The organism is Acinetobacter sp. P37 (assembly GCF_057480965.1).
Genome location: NZ_JBLIYY010000001.1, coordinates 50,824 through 67,603, shown reverse-complemented (window position 1 = coordinate 67,603; position 16,780 = coordinate 50,824). Strand labels below are relative to the sequence as shown.

At 40.9% G+C, this 16,780-nt stretch carries 14 protein-coding genes and 1 pseudogene; 7 read left to right on the top strand and 8 right to left on the bottom strand.

Features of this window, described 5'->3' with window-relative positions; translation table 11 throughout:
* The first annotated feature begins 9 nt into the window (after positions 1–9).
* Positions 10–1,269, top strand: coding sequence for an acyl-CoA dehydrogenase family protein (locus tag AC25JC_RS00325; RefSeq protein ID WP_486923239.1), 1,260 nt, complete (start codon positions 10–12; stop codon positions 1,267–1,269).
* Between the two features lie 234 nt (positions 1,270–1,503).
* Here the strand turns inward: AC25JC_RS00325 and AC25JC_RS00320 are convergent, their stop codons facing one another.
* Entirely contained in the window at positions 1,504–2,223 is a 720-nt protein-coding gene (locus AC25JC_RS00320) for a UDP-2,3-diacylglucosamine diphosphatase (protein WP_180119967.1), read from the bottom strand.
* A 138-nt stretch (positions 2,224–2,361) separates the two neighbouring features.
* Positions 2,362–2,871 carry a peptidylprolyl isomerase gene (locus AC25JC_RS00315; RefSeq protein WP_486923238.1) on the bottom strand — a complete coding sequence of 170 codons (510 nt, stop codon included), beginning with the start codon at positions 2,869–2,871 and terminating at the stop codon, positions 2,362–2,364.
* A gap of 168 nt (positions 2,872–3,039) precedes the next feature.
* Here AC25JC_RS00315 and AC25JC_RS00310 point away from each other — a divergent pair, with 168 nt between their 5' ends.
* Both AC25JC_RS00310 and AC25JC_RS00305 read left to right on the top strand, forming a co-directional pair.
* On the top strand, positions 3,040–4,767 hold the full coding sequence (locus tag AC25JC_RS00310; protein ID WP_486923237.1) for a glutamine--tRNA ligase/YqeY domain fusion protein: 1,728 nt from the start codon (positions 3,040–3,042) through the stop codon (positions 4,765–4,767).
* Positions 4,768–4,902: 135 nt separating this feature from the next.
* Positions 4,903–5,814, top strand: a complete 912-nt coding sequence (locus tag AC25JC_RS00305) for a bestrophin family protein (protein ID WP_486923236.1) — start codon at positions 4,903–4,905, stop codon at positions 5,812–5,814.
* 9 nt (positions 5,815–5,823) lie between these two features.
* Here AC25JC_RS00305 and AC25JC_RS00300 read toward each other — a convergent pair whose 3' ends face one another.
* Positions 5,824–6,747 (bottom strand): LysR family transcriptional regulator, encoded by a 924-nt coding sequence (locus AC25JC_RS00300; protein WP_486923235.1) that lies wholly within the window; start codon positions 6,745–6,747, stop codon positions 5,824–5,826.
* Positions 6,748–6,843: 96 nt separating this feature from the next.
* Between AC25JC_RS00300 and AC25JC_RS00295 the strand changes: the two are divergent.
* Together AC25JC_RS00295 and AC25JC_RS00290 are read left to right on the top strand one after the other, a co-directional pair.
* Positions 6,844–7,907: pseudogene (locus tag AC25JC_RS00295) on the top strand (aldo/keto reductase).
* 80 nt (positions 7,908–7,987) lie between these two features.
* On the top strand, positions 7,988–8,446 hold the full coding sequence (locus tag AC25JC_RS00290; protein ID WP_372491103.1) for an SRPBCC domain-containing protein: 459 nt from the start codon (positions 7,988–7,990) through the stop codon (positions 8,444–8,446).
* A 139-nt stretch (positions 8,447–8,585) separates the two neighbouring features.
* Here the strand turns inward: AC25JC_RS00290 and AC25JC_RS00285 are convergent, their stop codons facing one another.
* Positions 8,586–9,122, bottom strand: a complete 537-nt coding sequence (locus tag AC25JC_RS00285; protein WP_078193494.1) for a lecithin retinol acyltransferase family protein — start codon at positions 9,120–9,122, stop codon at positions 8,586–8,588.
* Between the two features lie 135 nt (positions 9,123–9,257).
* Here AC25JC_RS00285 and AC25JC_RS00280 point away from each other — a divergent pair, with 135 nt between their 5' ends.
* Positions 9,258–10,034, top strand: a complete 777-nt coding sequence (locus tag AC25JC_RS00280; RefSeq protein ID WP_486923234.1) for a phosphodiester glycosidase family protein — start codon at positions 9,258–9,260, stop codon at positions 10,032–10,034.
* A gap of 56 nt (positions 10,035–10,090) precedes the next feature.
* Here the strand turns inward: AC25JC_RS00280 and AC25JC_RS00275 are convergent, their stop codons facing one another.
* The 4 genes from AC25JC_RS00275 to putA all read right to left on the bottom strand — a co-directional run bounded on the left by AC25JC_RS00275 (position 10,091) and on the right by putA (position 16,121).
* Positions 10,091–10,339 (bottom strand): hypothetical protein, encoded by a 249-nt coding sequence (locus tag AC25JC_RS00275; protein WP_486923233.1) that lies wholly within the window; start codon positions 10,337–10,339, stop codon positions 10,091–10,093.
* Positions 10,340–10,600: 261 nt separating this feature from the next.
* Entirely contained in the window at positions 10,601–10,825 is a 225-nt protein-coding gene (locus AC25JC_RS00270) for a hypothetical protein (RefSeq protein WP_078193492.1), read from the bottom strand.
* 252 nt (positions 10,826–11,077) lie between these two features.
* Positions 11,078–12,160, bottom strand: a complete 1,083-nt coding sequence (gene trmA, locus AC25JC_RS00265; protein ID WP_180115759.1) for a tRNA (uridine(54)-C5)-methyltransferase TrmA — start codon at positions 12,158–12,160, stop codon at positions 11,078–11,080.
* 229 nt (positions 12,161–12,389) lie between these two features.
* Positions 12,390–16,121 (bottom strand): trifunctional transcriptional regulator/proline dehydrogenase/L-glutamate gamma-semialdehyde dehydrogenase, encoded by a 3,732-nt coding sequence (gene putA / locus AC25JC_RS00260; RefSeq protein ID WP_486923232.1) that lies wholly within the window; start codon positions 16,119–16,121, stop codon positions 12,390–12,392.
* Between the two features lie 133 nt (positions 16,122–16,254).
* Here putA and AC25JC_RS00255 point away from each other — a divergent pair, with 133 nt between their 5' ends.
* Positions 16,255–16,749 carry an Lrp/AsnC ligand binding domain-containing protein gene (locus tag AC25JC_RS00255; RefSeq protein WP_180007830.1) on the top strand — a complete coding sequence of 165 codons (495 nt, stop codon included), beginning with the start codon at positions 16,255–16,257 and terminating at the stop codon, positions 16,747–16,749.
* The last annotated feature ends 31 nt before the right edge of the window (positions 16,750–16,780 follow it).

Genomic DNA, 16,780 nt, shown 5'->3' with positions numbered 1-16,780 from the left:
GAGAAGATTATGACGATTCAAAATAATAAACAGCCCTTATCTTTAGGTGCTGACTATGATCAAGTGGCCGCTAAGTTCCGTCCGATTTTTCAGAGAATTGCAGAAGGCGCTTTGGCGCGGGAACAAAATAGGAAACTGCCGTATGATGCAATTTCATTGTTAAAACAAGCTGGATTTGGTGCGGTCCGTGTACCCGTGGCTTTTGGCGGTGAAGGGGTTTCACAAAAACAGTTGTTTCAGCTGTTAATTGAATTGGCTAAGGCCGATTCTAATGTTGTACAGGCATTAAGAGGTCATTTTGCTTTTGTAGAAGACCGTTTAAATGCGCAAAAAACACAAGATCAAACGGTTTGGTTTCAACGCTTTCTGCAAGGCGATTTGGTCGGTAATGCTTGGACAGAAATCGGAAAAGTTGAAATTGGAGATGTTGTTACCCGAGTTACTGAAAATGCGCAAGGTCAGCTAAGGGTCAATGGTCAAAAATACTATTCTACCGGAACAATCTTTGCAGATTGGATCGATCTATTCGCTTTAGATGAAACAACGAATCAACATGTTATAGCCGCAGTTTCAACACATGACGCTGGCATACAAGTATACGATGATTGGGATGGCTTTGGCCAAAAAACCACAGGCAGCGGCACACTGAATATTCAAGATGTCAGCATTGATCGTGATCATATTTTGCCGTTCGATCAGCGCTTTAAATATCAAACGGCGTTCTATCAGGTCGTGCATTTGGCAACGCTGGCAGGTATAGCACAAAATGCTGTGGACGTTTTCAGTAATGAAGTCCGTGAACGCACACGTATTTACAGCCATGGTAATGCTGATTTAGTTCGAGATGATGCACAAATTTTACAAGTGATTGGTAAGGCGTCGGCACAGTCTTATGCAGCTGAAGCAATTACACTTCGTGCAGCAGAAGCTTTGGATGTCGCATATTTAAGTCATTTTCAGTCTGATACCCAGTTGGATCAGCAAGCGAATGACCGTGCGGAGCTTGAATCCTCTAAAGGGCAAGTGGTCATATCAGAGTTGGTACTAAATTTGAGTAGTGAGTTGTTTAACGCCTTGGGTGCTTCAGCAAGCTCGACAACTAAACAGTTAGACCGCTTTTGGCGTAATGCTCGTGTAGTGTCATCGCATAATCCACTTATTTATAAACAGAAAGTCATTGGTGATTGGGAGATTAATCAAACGCCGCTACCATATGTATGGCAAATTGGTAATAGTCCAGCAGTTAAGCAACCTGTCATTGCTGCTTAATTAATATCTGAAGATGTTCACTGTGGATGAAAGTAGTCCATAGTGAATTCCTTGTGAAATTATTTTTAAGTTTAAACTTTGTTTTTTTAAGATTTTAAATGACGTTAATCTGCTATATGTAGGATGCAGTTCAATTGAAAATCTGTTGAGATAGTCTGGTAAAAGGCTATGTCTTGATATCTGGATGTATTGTTTTAACCAAATATGACGGCAGGTTTAACTAAAGCCTAAGGGTTAGTAAGACCATTTTTTTAATTTTAAATCACTCACAGATGGGTTTTCACCAACCTCTAATATTTGAGCTTGTTCTGCGCGCCAGTCCCCTAAAACGATACGTAGTTTTCCATGCACATCATGTATTTGGGGCCGGTGGGTATGTCCATGAATCAGTAGATCGACATGCTCTAAAGCTTTTTCTACAGCTTCGGCATTTACATCCATGATTTCATAAGATTTAACTTGCTTGGTTTCTGTACTTTTTTTGCGGAAGCCATTGGCGATTTTTTGTCGAATGCTAAGCGGTAAGATTTTTAAGAAACCTAAAAGCAAAGGATTACGAATCACTTTACGAAACTTTTGGTAAGACACATCATCGGTGCAAAGTAAATCTCCATGTTCAAGGCGAATTTTATAGTTGCTAATGTGGAGATAATCCACGTCTTGTAATAATTGACCGTGAAATTTATCTAAAAACTTTTGACCCAATGCAAAATCACGATTACCTACTTGGAAATAAATTTGATTTCCCAAAGCAGTAAAATCTTTTAGCGCTGCAATGATTTCATCTAACCATGGAGCAGTAAAGTCATCACCAATCCAAGCATTAAACCAATCACCTAAAATATACAGCTGGGTATTTTGAGTTTTGTATTGTTCTAACAAAGCTAAAAACCCCCGAACGAGTCGAGGGTGTTCAGGTGACAAATGTAAATCAGCGATAAACAGATAGGTCACGAATCTTTTCCTTATTCTAAAAATCCCTCCCAGCCTCCCTTTAGAAAAGGGAGGAGTTCCGACATTTATTTCATATTGAAACTCCCTCCGTTATTAAAGGGACTTGCGCAGCAATGCTACTCAGGGAGAATTTAAAAATTACTCAGAAATGATTTTAGCTGATTCAATTACAACGTTCTCTAGAGGAACGTCTGCGTGGTAACCACGGTTACCAGTGCGAACGCTTTTGATTACGTCAACAACGTCAAGACCTTCAACTACTTTACCAAATACTGCATAGCCCCAACCTTGCGCTGTTTTACCAGTGTGGTTAAGGAAGGAGTTGTTTTTAACGTTAATGAAGAATTGAGCCGAAGCAGAATGAGGTGCTTGAGTACGTGCCATAGCGATCGTACCAACATCATTGCTTAAACCGTTGTCAGCTTCGTTTTCAATAGAATCACGAGTTGTTTTTTCTTTGAAGTTTTCATCCATGCCGCCGCCTTGGATCATGAAACCATCAATAACACGGTGGAAAATCACGCCGTCATAGAAACCATCGCGAACATACTGTAAGAAGTTTTCAGCAGTTTTAGGTGCTTTTTCAGTGTTAAGCTCAAGAACAATACGACCTTTATTGGTGTTTAATTCGACTTGAGGAAAACTCATTGTGTAATCTCCTGTACATGGACATGAAAGCCATGGGTTTTTTGGTTGTGAGAAGCATAAGCAAACTGTAAACTACAAGGCAAGTAAAAACGTTACTTTCTTTGTTAAAAATAAAGAAAAGCGTTTTAATTATCCTAATTTTATCTTTATAGAAGTGATTTTATTACCATGAAGCCAAACGATGTTGTTTCATCCCTGCCTAACAATCCGACAACCAAGAACAATGCCCCTGTCGAAGCTGCGCAGCAGGAACAACAGCCAGGCTTAGATTTTGTACGTCAAGTCATTACAGATGATTTATCTGCAGGTCGTACCGAACAAGTTGTAACACGTTTTCCACCAGAGCCAAATGGCTACCTACATATTGGTCATGTAAAAGCTATTTGCCTAAACTTTGGTATTGCTCAAGAATTCGCAGGTCTATGTAACCTCCGTTTTGACGATACAAACCCGGATGCCGAAGAGCAAGAGTATGTAGACGGTATTGCCAATGACGTGAAATGGCTAGGTTTTGAGTGGAACGGCGAGCCACGTTATGCATCAAGCTATTTTGATCAGCTTTACACTTGGGCAGTGCAATTGATTGAACAAGGTGATGCTTATGTGGATTTGCAGAGCCCTGAAGAAATCAAACTAAACCGCGGTAATTTTGTGGAGCCGGGTAAAAATTCGCCGCAACGTGATGCTAGCGTAGAAGAAAACTTAGCACGTTTTGAACAAATGCGTAATGGTGAGTTGGGAGAAGGTCAGGCAGTACTACGTGCCAAAATTGATATGAATTCACCTAACATCCATATGCGTGATCCTATTTTGTATCGTATTTTGCATTCTGAACATCACCAAACTGGTGATAAATGGAAAATGTACCCAATGTACGATTATGCGCATCCATTATCAGATGCCATTGAAGGGGTTACGCATTCACTGTGTACACTAGAGTTTGTTGATCACCGTCCATTTTATGACTGGGTGGTAGAGAAAGTTAAATCACCATCTGTACCACATCAGTATGAATCAAGCCGCCTAAATGTAGATTACACCATTACCTCTAAACGTAAATTACGTAAATTGGTTGAAGGTGGATTTGTGAATGGTTGGGATGACCCGCGTATGCCTACCGTTGTGGGTATGCGCCGTCGCGGCTTTACCCCAGAAGGTCTGCGTGACTTCTGTAAACGTGTAGGTGTAACGAAAGTTGATGGCAGTATCGTTGATGTTGCAATGCTTGAATACTGCATCCGTCAGTCTTTAGAAAATACTGCTGCTCGTGGTATGGCCGTGTTGAATCCACTCAAAGTGACTTTAACTAACTTGCCTGAAGCAATGGATTTGGTGCATGCACGTCATCCAAATGTAGACATGGGTGACCGTATCATTCCGTTGACTCAAGACATTTACATTGATCGTAAAGACTTTGAAGAAGTTGCGCCTAAAGGCTTTAAACGTCTTATTCCGGGCGGTGAAGTGCGTTTACGTCATGCGTATGTGATTAAGTGTGATGAAGTGATTAAAGACGAGAACGGTGAAGTGGTTGAATTGAAATGTTCAATCGACCCTGAAACTTTAGGTAAAAACCCTGAAGGCCGTAAAGTGAAAGGTGTTGTACATTGGGTTTCTGCAAGCAAGGGTATTGCTGCGGAAGTTCGTATCTACGACCGTTTATTCACTGAATCAGACCCTGAAGTGGGTGATGACTTCCTTGCAAACTTAAATCCAGAATCACTTAAAGTGGTTCAAGCGGTCATTGAGCCTGCATTGGCAGAAGCAAAACCTGAAGATCGTTTCCAATTTGAACGTGAAGGTTACTTTGTTGCAGATCAGTTTGATCATACAGCGGAAAAACCAGTGTTTAACCGCATCTTAGATTTGAAAGACAGTTTTAAACCGGGTAAATAAAATCTTAGTTTTTAAAGGGATTCATCTTTGAATCCCCAATAGGTTAAGATCAAGTAGGTTAAGATTAAGCTCAACTTCGGTTGGGCTTTTTTCATGCTTGAGATGGTTCATTAAGGCAGTACAGAGGGGAAATAAGTGATCATTCGAAATAAAAATAATAGCTTTAAACTTTTATTTGCATGGCATGGCACGATACTCCCAAAAGTCATGCCTGCGTTGGCTATCGTCGTGAGTTTGTCGGCGATTTTGGTGTATCTAAGCGCTGCACACTACCTGAATACGCCTGAAGTTCCAGCCATCGGATTTACCATCTTTGGGGTGATTCTGTCGATTTTTTTGAGCTTTCGAAATACTGCCTGTTATGACCGTTGGTGGGAAGGGCGCAAGCTTTGGGGCTCATTGATTGCCAATACACGCCACATGATTCGTGATAGCCATGTCCTTGAAGATGAGCAAAGAAACGTGTTGATGTACCGCATCATGCTGTTTTGCAATTTGTTACGTGATCGCTTACGCCATGAATCACAAGATATTGCACATTTTAAAGACGGCGTAGCTTTGACGGATCAGCAATGGCAGCAATGCCGAGACAATATCAATGCACCACAGTATTTACTTGAAATTATTCAAAAAAATTTAGTCAAAACCTATAAACAAGGTCAGATTACAGACATTATTTACAGCACGCTCACACGTCATACTGTAGCGATGGGTGATATCCATGCAGGCTGTGACCGTATCATGACCACGCCATTACCATTTTCCTATTCGGTGCTTTTACATCGCGCAGTGTATTCATTTTGTCTGATTTTGCCATTTAGCCTAGAGGCCAGTTTAGGGATATGGACACCTGTCATTGTGGCTTTGATTGCATATTTATTTTTAGGTTTGGATGCGTTAAGTGCAGAACTGGAAGAGCCTTTTGGCTTGCAGGAAAATGATTTACCGCTGGACTCAATTGTACGAAACATTGAGCGTGAAATGTATAGCAGCTTAGAAGTTGAACTTCCGCCGCTGATTAAGACTTTTAACAGTAATTTAAGATAAATTCTTGGCCTAATTTTCAGATAAATTCGGCGATACGTACCAAGCATATTGATGCTGAAAATAATCGTCCAAGTGTCGCATAAAAGCCTGTACTTTAGGTGGTACAAAATGTCGATGCGGAATTACCACATAGATTGCAGTACTTTGAACAGGGATCTTGGGTAGAACTTGGATGAGCTGGCCAGATTGTAAATCTTCATCCACATGCCAGATGGAGTGGTTCGAAATGCCTAAACCTGCAAGTGCTGCTTGGCGTATGCCTTCGCCTGAGTTGATATGAAATTGCCCTGAAACGGGTATTTTTATGCTGTGTTGATCTTGGAAAAATGTCCAATGCTGCGAAACACCCTTAGGGTATTTCTGCAAAATGCATTGGTGCATGGAGAGCTCTTCTAGGGAGTGAGGTTCGCCATGTTGTTCGATATAGCTAGGCGAGGCACACAAAATACGACGGTTTAAGCTGAGCGGTTTAGCAATCAGTGATGAGTCTTCTAACTGTCCAATACGTATCGCAACATCTAAACCTGCGGAGACCAAATCTAAATTTTGATCGGTCTGTTCAATATCCAAAGTCAATGTTGGATGCAACTTGGCAAAGGCTGCAAATACTGGCCCTAAAATACGATTTCCAAAAACTTCTGAACATGTGATTTTTAATACGCCGCTGAGTTGTTGTGGTTCAGGCTGAAATTGGCTCAGGAGAGAATTAAATTGTTCGAATAAGTGAAAACCTTGCTGCAATAAAACAGCACCTTCCTGTGTTAAATGTAGCTGCCGTGTAGTGCGATGAAATAAGCGCAGCCCTAAACTATGTTCAAGTCTGTGTAGACGGCTACTAGCGACAGAAACAGAGAGATTGGCTTCTTTAGCGGCTTGACTGATTGAACCCAGTGCCGCCATTCGTGTAAATAAGTCGAAATCTTCAGTTAGCATTATCAATATAATCAAGAAAGTCTTTCTCGATATTCAGGGTTTTTCTGATAAATATCTGTACCTATTCTGTGTATAAATAAAACACAGGAAATCACCATGAACTATCACAATCTAGGGCAATCTGGCCTACAAGTTTCAGAGTTTGGTTTTGGAGCAGGTACATTTGGCGGGCAAGGCCCAATTTTCTCTGCATGGGGGCAAGCGAGCTTAAATGATGCTCAGCGCATGATTGATCTCTGTATTGATCAAGGCGTGAATTATTTCGATACCGCAGATGCTTATTCAAATGATGCCTCTGAGTAGATGCTCGGTGCATTACTTCAATCAAAACGCCAAGAGGTGATTATTTCCAGCAAAGTGGGTATCCGATTGAACGATGGAATCAATCAAGGTGGATATTCAAGAAGCTATTTAATTCAAGCCGTGGAGGCGAGTTTAAAGCGGTTAGGCACAGATTATATTGATGTGCTGCAACTACTCAGTTTGATAGCACAACGCCACTTGAGCAGCTGATGCGCAGTTTGGATGACTTGGTACGTAGTGGAAAAGTTCGCTATATCGGTGCGTCGAACTTTTCAGGCTGGCAGCTTATGAAAGTACAGTCGATTGCCCAACAGCAGGGCTATGAAAAGCTAAGTGTGCATCAAGTCTATTATTCTTTGATTGGACGTGACTATGAATGGGAGTTGATGCCTGCGCAGCATGATCAACACATTGGTGCAGTAGTTTGGAGTCCGTTGGGCTGGGGGAGATTAACAGGAAAATTTGATCGTGAGCATGCGATTCCAAAGCAAAGTCGGCTGCATGAAACGGTACAATTCGCACCGCAAGTTCGACATGAAAAGTTATTTGCAGTCTTAGATGTAATGCAAGAAATTGCCATGGAAACAGGGCACTCTATCCCGCAGATTGCATTGAATTGGCTGAAAACCAGACCGACTGTGTCTAGTATTTTGATAGGCGCGCGTAATGAACAGCAACTGTTGGATAACCTTGCGGCGAAAGATTGGTCGTTAAGCGTAGAGCAGTTAGCCCGATTAGACGCAGTCAGTGCAGTGTATCCACCTTATCCATACTATCCCTATTGGAATGGGCAATTTACAGAGAAGAATCCCACGCTAGTGACATCAGCATTTATTTCAGAACATACAGCAGAATAGGGCAATAACAATTCAGTGGTAGGCAATGATCAGTGCTCTGTGCTATCACTGAATAAAATTAAAATACTGTAGGAATGCTGATGAGTGTCGTGATTGAAACCCAGATGTTAATTCGTAAGTCCATCAATATCGTATTTAATGCTTTTGTTGATCCTTTAATAACACAGCATTTTTGGTTTAGTGCATCGAGTGGCTATCTAGAAGAAGGTAAAACCGTGCAATGGACTTGGCAGAAATATAATGCAGTCGCCGATGTAGACGTGCTGAGTATTAAGGAAAACAAATTAATTCAAATACAGTGGGGAGAACCAAAAACTCAAGTCGATTTTATTTTTGAGCAGATTAGCCCGATGGAAACCTACGTTCGTATCAAAAATTCAAAGATTCCTCTGCAAGGTCAGGCATTAATTGATTTTATTATCGATAGTACAGGTGGTTTTACAACGGTTTTGGATGCAGCCAAAATTTATTTAGAACATGGCCTGCAAAGCAATTTGGTTGAAGATAAATTTCCACCTTTTAGCAATGCGAACTTTTAGCAATGTGAAGAGTGACCAAAATTAAGCATGACATCTGATACGCCTTAAGGAAAAGCTTGTGTATTGGCGCAGGATTTCTAAGCAATGTGCTGATGTATTGAAATTTGATAAAGCCACGGTTCAATGCTGCTGCAGTGAATTAACGATTTTTATGTTCTTCACGCTTTAAATAGGTATAAACCGGCATTTGCATTTTGGCTTTTTCACGCAGTTTCTTTTTGATATAGAACACCAGTGCAAAGCAAGTAGTGGTGACGGTTAGCATCATACTGCTCATAAAGCTCATCAGAGAACTGACATAACCAATCGTGGTGAGTCGGTTCATCATACGGAACACCTGAGGGCTGCTTTCAACACCGGTAATGGCCCATGTGCATAAGTGTTCACAGTTATTAATAATCAGATGATAGTTGTTTTCATGCATACGCGAGCGCATGCGACGCACCACTTTACGACCTTTAAATTTTGGATTGCTATATGACTGAACGATAATTTTTTTGCCGTGGCTGAATTTTTCGATAGAAGTCATTTCAATCGGATGTTTTTTGAAAAGGTGTGCAAAACCAGAGTAGTGAATGACTCTACCGCGGCCGGCATATATGCCATGATGGCTATAACCGAAGTGTTTAACAATCAGATGTGTTCCAAGAGGAAAACCATCTTTCTGCACGTGCATGAATTTACCAGTCCTACTTTAAATCCGAATTATTTTTAAAGATTAGTCTACTTTTAATCTGTGAATTAATCGACTATTTTAGCGATGATTTAGCTAAAATTTGTTCGATTTTTAACGTGCACTATGGATAGGGTCATGCTTGGTCTTCAATCAACCTCAATGTTTAAAAAAATGCGCTTTATGATGCTGCTCGGTCTGATTTTCTCACCGACTATTTCCTATGCCAATATTCAAGCGAAACGTGTCAGTCAGCCCATTGCAGTGGATGTGGTTGAAATTTCGGATTTGAGTAAACTAGAGCTCTATTTATATGAAGCAGAGCAGCAGCCATATCGAGACTTACAGCGTTTAAAGCAGTCATTAGCGCGTAAGTGTAATACGATGAACTTCGCAATGAATGCAGGGATGTATCATGCAGACTTAGCACCTGTTGGTCTTTACGTTGAAAATGGGCTGCAGAAAAAAGCCTTGAATCGTGCAACACGAGGCTTTGGTAATTTTTTAATTCAGCCGAATGGTGTTCTGGCATGGAATGACAAGCAAGCGGTGATATTAACTACACAAAAATATGCTTCCACAGATTTTAAGGCACGTTATGCAACGCAGTCAGGTCCAATGCTGGTGGTAGATGGAAAAATCAATCCAAACTTTATCCCACAGTCAGATTCATTGAAAATCCGCAATGGTGTGGGGATCAAGAACGGGAAGTTGTATTTTGTGATCAGTCGTGAAGGCGTATCGTTTTATGCATTTGCACAATATTTTAAGCAGCAATTATCGATTAACAATGCCTTGTATTTAGATGGATCTGTGTCTAGTGCAGATATCCAAGCGTTGAATAGACATGATTCAAGTTTGAAACCTTTAGGGCCAATTGTAGCGTATACAACAGCATCTCAATGCAAACAATAAAAGCCCGAATAATCGGGCTTCATCTGTACAGTGTTTAGATTGATAGAATCTACTGTTTATTTGCCGACTAAACCTAAAAAGGTACTTTGGGTTTGGCACATTTGAATGGCTTGTTCTTTAGATTGTTTTTTAATACTTTCTTCAAACTGTTTTTTCTGTTCTTTGATTTGCTCTTCGTTTAAGCCCATTTGTTTCGATAAGGCTTCGAGTTGGTCCCAAGATTCTTCGCATTCTTTGGGAATTTGGCTACAAGCACTTAGACTAAGTATGCAGCAGGCGATTAGGCAACTTGTTAATTTATTCATGTTCATTCCTTTAGTTTTTATATCAATCCAGTTTAGTGGTTATCTGCTTTTTATTTGATGCAATATTAGGTTTTATTGTCGTGTGTTTAAAAATTAGACATCACTGAGTTGCCTTGGAGCATAGCATAAAAGCTGTAAATAGCGATGTGGCCAATCCACAAAACCTGATCTGTAAATAAGCGGCATATTTTTGATTAGACCAAAAAAAACAAGGCACTCTGTAAAACAGAATGCCTTGTTTGAACATTGAATGTTCAGACTCTACTGTAGAGGTAGATGCTGGATTTCATTTAATTCCTTACGGCTATAACCGCGCGAAGCGAGTACTTTTTTGATACCGAGGATAACATCTTCATCCGTTGCCTTTGTAAGAGCAGCAATAAGCTGTTCATTGGTTTTACAAGAGCAATCATTTTCAACACAGGCAATTTGATTCTTATGCCCGTTTTGCTGTTCTGTAGCGAACAACTTATGCCAAAAACTCATAGAGCCTTCATTTGCGACCTAACATAGGACGAAATATAACCAATCCAATAAATAAAGCAAGACCACTAAAGTGATATTTTAGCCAGTTGAATGATCATTTTTTCGATTGGACTTTTAGAATCTTTGCCTAATTGATATAGAAAGGCATCCATTACACCGCATGTGGCGAGAAAATAAAGCTTTTTTAGCATATAAAAAAGGAGCTTTTAGAAAGCTCCTTTTATGACAACAACATGTCTTGAAATAATTTGTTTAAATCTTCTCAAGAAACACACCAGACTCTACATGGTGTGTATAAGGGAATTGATCAAACAAGGCAAATTTACTGATTTTATGCGTTTGTGAAAGCAGTTTAAGATTGTCATGTAAAGTATCTGGGTTGCATGAAATATAGATAATGCGTTCAAAACGTTGCAACAGTTTTAGTGTTTCATCATCGATACCTGCACGCGGTGGATCGACAAATACCGTATCGAAGTTATAGCTTGAAATTTCAATCTCAGCTTCTTCAAGGCGGCGGAATGTACGTTCAGCATTGTAGGCTTGGGTAAACTCTTCAGCTGAAAGACGAGCCACTTGGATATTATCAATGCCATTTTGCTCAATATTCCACTGCGCGGCATAAACTGAAGACTTGGCTAATTCGGTTGCCAAAACGCGATTAAAGCGTGTTGAAAGAGGCAGCGTGAAATTACCATTACCACAGTAGAGCTCAAGTAAGTCTTTGTCTGAATGATCGGCAGCCTGACACGCCCATTCCAGCATTTTTTGACATACGCCGGCATTGGGCTGCGTGAAGCTACTTTCGATTTGTTTGTACTGATATTTACGGTCAAACACTTGGAGTTCTTCAATCACATAGTCATCAGTCAAAATCACGCGCTGACCACGACTACGACCATAAATCTTGATATTGAGCTTTGCAGACAGCGCTTTGGCAGCAACTTCCCATTCAGCATTTAGCGGGCAGCGGTAAACCAATGAAACCAGCATTTCACCTTTCAGCGTCGCTAAGAAATGAACCTCAAATAAACGGCTCGATAAGATCTCTTGCGCCTTGAGTTCATTTAATAATATTGGCATTAAATCATTAATGCTTTTATCTGCAATCGGGAAATCTTTAATTTCGACAACTTGTTTTTCATTGTCTGCATTGCGTTCAAACATTGCATAGAACATATCATTTTCAGTATGCCAAATTCGGAATTCCGCTCGCATACGAAAGTTTTGTTCAGCAGAAGGAAAAACTTCTAAAGAGGGAGGGTTATATTCTGAAAATTGAGCCGAAATGCGGGCAACTTTGGCATCAAGTTGTTGCTGATAAGTTGAAGTCATATGCAGTAAAAAATCGCAAACATATTAAAAAAAGTCATGTTAGCAAAATTCACCTTATAAGACTAAATTAATTCCACTTTTGGCTGTATTTATCTGTCGAGAAAATGAGTCTGAATGCGCTAAACAGAATATTTATCTAGGGGTAGTTAAAAAAACGCTCAATCTTTATGGAACATTCATAAAGATTGAGCTAAGTGAGGAACTGATTAGTTGGAGTTCAATTCAGTGTTTAATTCATCGTCATTAAGCTGGCATTACCACCGGCTGCCGCAGTATTGACACTGATTGCCCGCTCAATCACGAAACGCTCTACAGGGATGTCATATTGGCCTGAAGCTAAATGCGTAATGCCAATAATTGCACCTTCACGAGACGCGATGACTTGTTGAATTTTTAATAACTCAGATTTTTCACCATGATGTAAAACCGCATCAAAATTACCATGATAAAGATCAGTGATCACTTTAAATTGGTCCACGAGGATTTTCGGCATGCTATTTAAGTGTTTCAACACAAAAGTATTGTCTGCAAGTACCACGGGTTGACTACCCACCGATAAAATCGCAGCAATTTGATTCAGTTGATCTGCATCATTATTAGCTAATGAAAGCACACCCTTACGTGCCAAAATGGCATATTGGTTGTTTTCACCGGTTGGTCCTTGCAGTTCAAAACTTTGTCCTGCGGCTATGGCCTGTGGTGTTTGAATCGCAATGCCTGAAAAATGCTGCTTCGCCCAAGCGTTAAAAGCTTCATATGCAGGGAAGTGTACAGCTTGTGTTTCTGCCTGAGCCGCATAAGGTGTAGCCAATTTTTTCTCAGAAATTTGATGCATTAAACGGTAAAGATATAAAGGACCGCCAGCTTTTGGACCTGTACCTGATAAGCCTTCGCCGCCAAAGGGTTGTACACCAACCACAGCACCTACAATATTACGGTTAATGTACAGGTTGCCGACTTCTGCATGACCGATGACTTTTTGAATCGTGTCATCAATACGTGTATGCAAGCCCATGGTTAAACCATAACCTTTGGCATTAATTTGTGTTAATAGGTTTTCAATCTCACCATATTTGTAGGTGATTAAATGCAATACTGGCCCAAAAACTTCGCGTTCTAAATCATTTAAATTTGGCAGTTCAATCAAAGTTGGTGCAACGAAAGTTCCCGTACTTAAGGCATTGTCATCAGCATTAAACATGATTTGATGTACTGGATAGCCTTTGCTACGCATCTTCTCAATATGTTTTTCAATATTTTGCTGTGCTTCAAGGTCGATCACTGGGCCAATGTCAGTTGCTAAAAGTGCAGGATTTCCGACACGAAGTTGCTTCATTGCACCTTGTAACATGGTACGGACAACGTCCACATTATCTTCTTGTACACAGAGAATACGTAGGGCAGAACAGCGTTGACCTGCACTGTCATAGGCAGAGTTAACGACATCCAATACCACTTGTTCTGTCAATGCTGATGAGTCAACAATCATGGCATTCTGACCGCCAGTTTCAGCAATCAAAACCACGCTCTCGTCAAATTGGTTTAAGCGCTGTGCCACGGTTTTTTGCAAGATACGTGCGACTTCCGTTGAGCCTGTAAACATGATGCCTTGGACACGTGAGTCCGCGCTGAGTTTGGCACCAATGGTTTCGCCACGGCCAGGAAGGAGTTGCAATACATCAAACGGAACACCTGCTTCCCATAAAATATGTACAGCTTGAGCAGCAATTAGCGGTGTTTGTTCAGCAGGCTTGGCAATCACGGTATTACCTGCAACCAAGGCCGCAGCAATTTGACCTGTGAAAATAGCCAACGGGAAGTTCCACGGGCTAATGCACAGCACAGTACCAAGGGGTTCAATTTGCGTATTTTCAGCTAGATCAATCATTTGAGCCGCATAATAACGTAGAAAATCTACAGCTTCACGGACTTCAGCAATAGCATTGGCGTAGGTTTTACCGCTTTCACGTGACAATAATACCATCAGAGATTGCAATTGTGCTTCCATCAAATCCGCCGCACGGTTTAAGCATGCTGCACGCTGGTCTTTGGCTAAAGTTTTCCATGAAGCTTGGGCATTTACCGCATTATTGAGAGCGATTTCCGCTTGTTCTAAACTGGCTTCGCTGACAGTGCCGACTACATCACTACGGTTTGCAGGGTTCGTAATGTTGATGGGTGCGGTGTGAATTTCATCTAAATTAGCACCCATTGCACTGGCATGCCATTGGGTATGCGCATGCTGTACTGCCGTGGTATTGAGCTGAGATAAGTCGCGATCATTGGCTAAATCGAGTCCTTTTGAGTTGCGACGTTCTGTGCCATACAAATCTTGCGGAAAAGGGATAGAAGGATGCTTCGCTCCAGTGATACCTTCTTTTTCAGCCGTCGCTAATATCGTCTGTCTTGGATTTTCAATTAAATCTTCAATTTTTAAATTTTTATCTGCAATACGGTTGACGAAAGAGGTATTCGCACCATTTTCCAGTAAACGTCGAACCAAATAGGCCAATAAGGTTTCATGGTTACCCACTGGTGCATAAATACGACAAGGCACACCCAGTTTGTTTTCAGACTTCGAACCCACCACTTGTTCATAGAGGGGTTCACCCATGCCGTGAAGGCACTGAAATTCATACTGGCCTGGATAGTAAAGCTCTGGCTGTGCTAATTGGTAGATCGTAGCAACGGTTTGCGCATTGTGTGTTGCAAACTGAGGATAAATTTGCTCAGGTGCTGCTAAAAGTTTTTTAGCACATGCAATATAAGACAGGTCGGTATGAACTTTGCGCGTAAATACCGGATAGTCACTCATACCTTCAATTTGCGCTTTCTTAATTTCGCTGTCCCAGTATGCACCTTTCACTAAGCGGATCATTAAACGTTTTTGGCTACGCTTAGCGAGGTCAATAATATGGTCGACCACATAGAAACAGCGCTTTTGGTAGGCTTGAATCACAAATCCAATACCTTTCCAATCCGCTAATTTAGGCTCAAAACACAGGCGCTCAAGTAGTTCCAAAGAAATTTCTAGGCGGTCAGTTTCTTCAGCATCAATGTTTAGACCAATATTGTAATGCTTGGCTAATACTGCAAGTTCAAGCACTTTGCCATAAAGTTCGTTATGTACACGGTCGATCTGTGACCGTTGGTAGCGTGGGTGTAGGGCAGATAATTTGATCGAAATGCCTGCTCCGTTATAAACATTCTTACCTTCAGAAGCTTGACCAATCGCGTGGATCGCATCGGTATAGTCTTGATAATAACGTTCTGCATCAGGTTCAGTTAATGCTGCTTCACCCAACATGTCATATGAATAGCGGAAGCCTTTGTCTTCTAATACTTCTGCATGTTTAAGCGCTTCATTGATGGTCTCGCCTGTGACAAACTGTTCGCCCATCATACGCATAGCCACGTCGACAGCTTTACGGATAATGCCACGTCCACTGCGTGCTAAAATACCCGTCAATAGACTAGAAAGACTTTTTTGTTGAGGGGTTTCCATTAGTTTACCCGTCAGCATTAAACCCCAAGCAGCAGCATTTACGAACATGAGGCTACTTTGGCCAACATGATCTTTCCAGTTACCTTGGTTGATTTTATCTTTGATCAGTAAATCACGTGTTGCTTTGTCTGGAATACGGAGTAGCGCTTCGGCTAAACACATGAGCGCGATGCCTTCCTGAGAAGACAATGAAAACTCTTGTAGCAAGCCTTGCACAATGCCTGCTTTACCTGTACCGCTTTTACGTTCACGTAATGAATGGGCCAAGTCAAAAGCCAATTGTTGAATTTGATCGCTGATCGGGGAAGGGATTTCACTGTGTGCTAATAAGTTTTCAATGCACTCAGTTTCAGCACGACGCCATGCTGTATTAATCGATTGTTCAAAGCTATTCTTGTCTTTAAATTCAGTGATGTAGTCATCGCTTCCCGTGACTTCAAATACTTTTCCATTCATGTTTCAATTTTCCGTGTCAAAGTTCTATGACGAGCAAATAAATCTTGAGCTTGATCCTTTATTTAATTTATCATCACAGAATATTTAGCAAATAACTCACTATAGTTTTAATAATATTTAGAGAAAAATTCAGATGAGTAGCCCATATTTGAGCTTAGACCGTATAGATATTCGAATTTTAGAGCTGCTGCAAGAAGATGGAAAATTGTCCAATATTAAGCTTGCAGAAATGGTGAATTTATCACCGACTGCGGCGTTGGCACGTGTGCAAAAATTATCGAAAGAAGGCTTTATTTTAGGCTATGAAGCACGTTTAAATCCGGTCTTACTCAACAATGGATTTGTGGTTTTTGTGGAGATTTTACTAGATAAAACCACGCCCAACGTATTGGAAGATTTTTCGGATGCAGTGCGTCAAATTCCAGAAATCGTAGAATGTCACATGATCAGCGGTGGTTTTGATTTTGTGGTGAAAATACGCTGCGCAAATATGGAAGAATTTAGAAAAATTTCAGGGCAGGTGCTTTGGCAATTACCTGGTATCAAGGAAACGCGTAGTTATCCTGTGATGGAAGTGATCAAAGAAAGTATGCAAATTAAGCTGAAACCTGCGGCTCGGCCGAAGTAGCTAATCATCAATAATTGAGTACTAAAAAGGG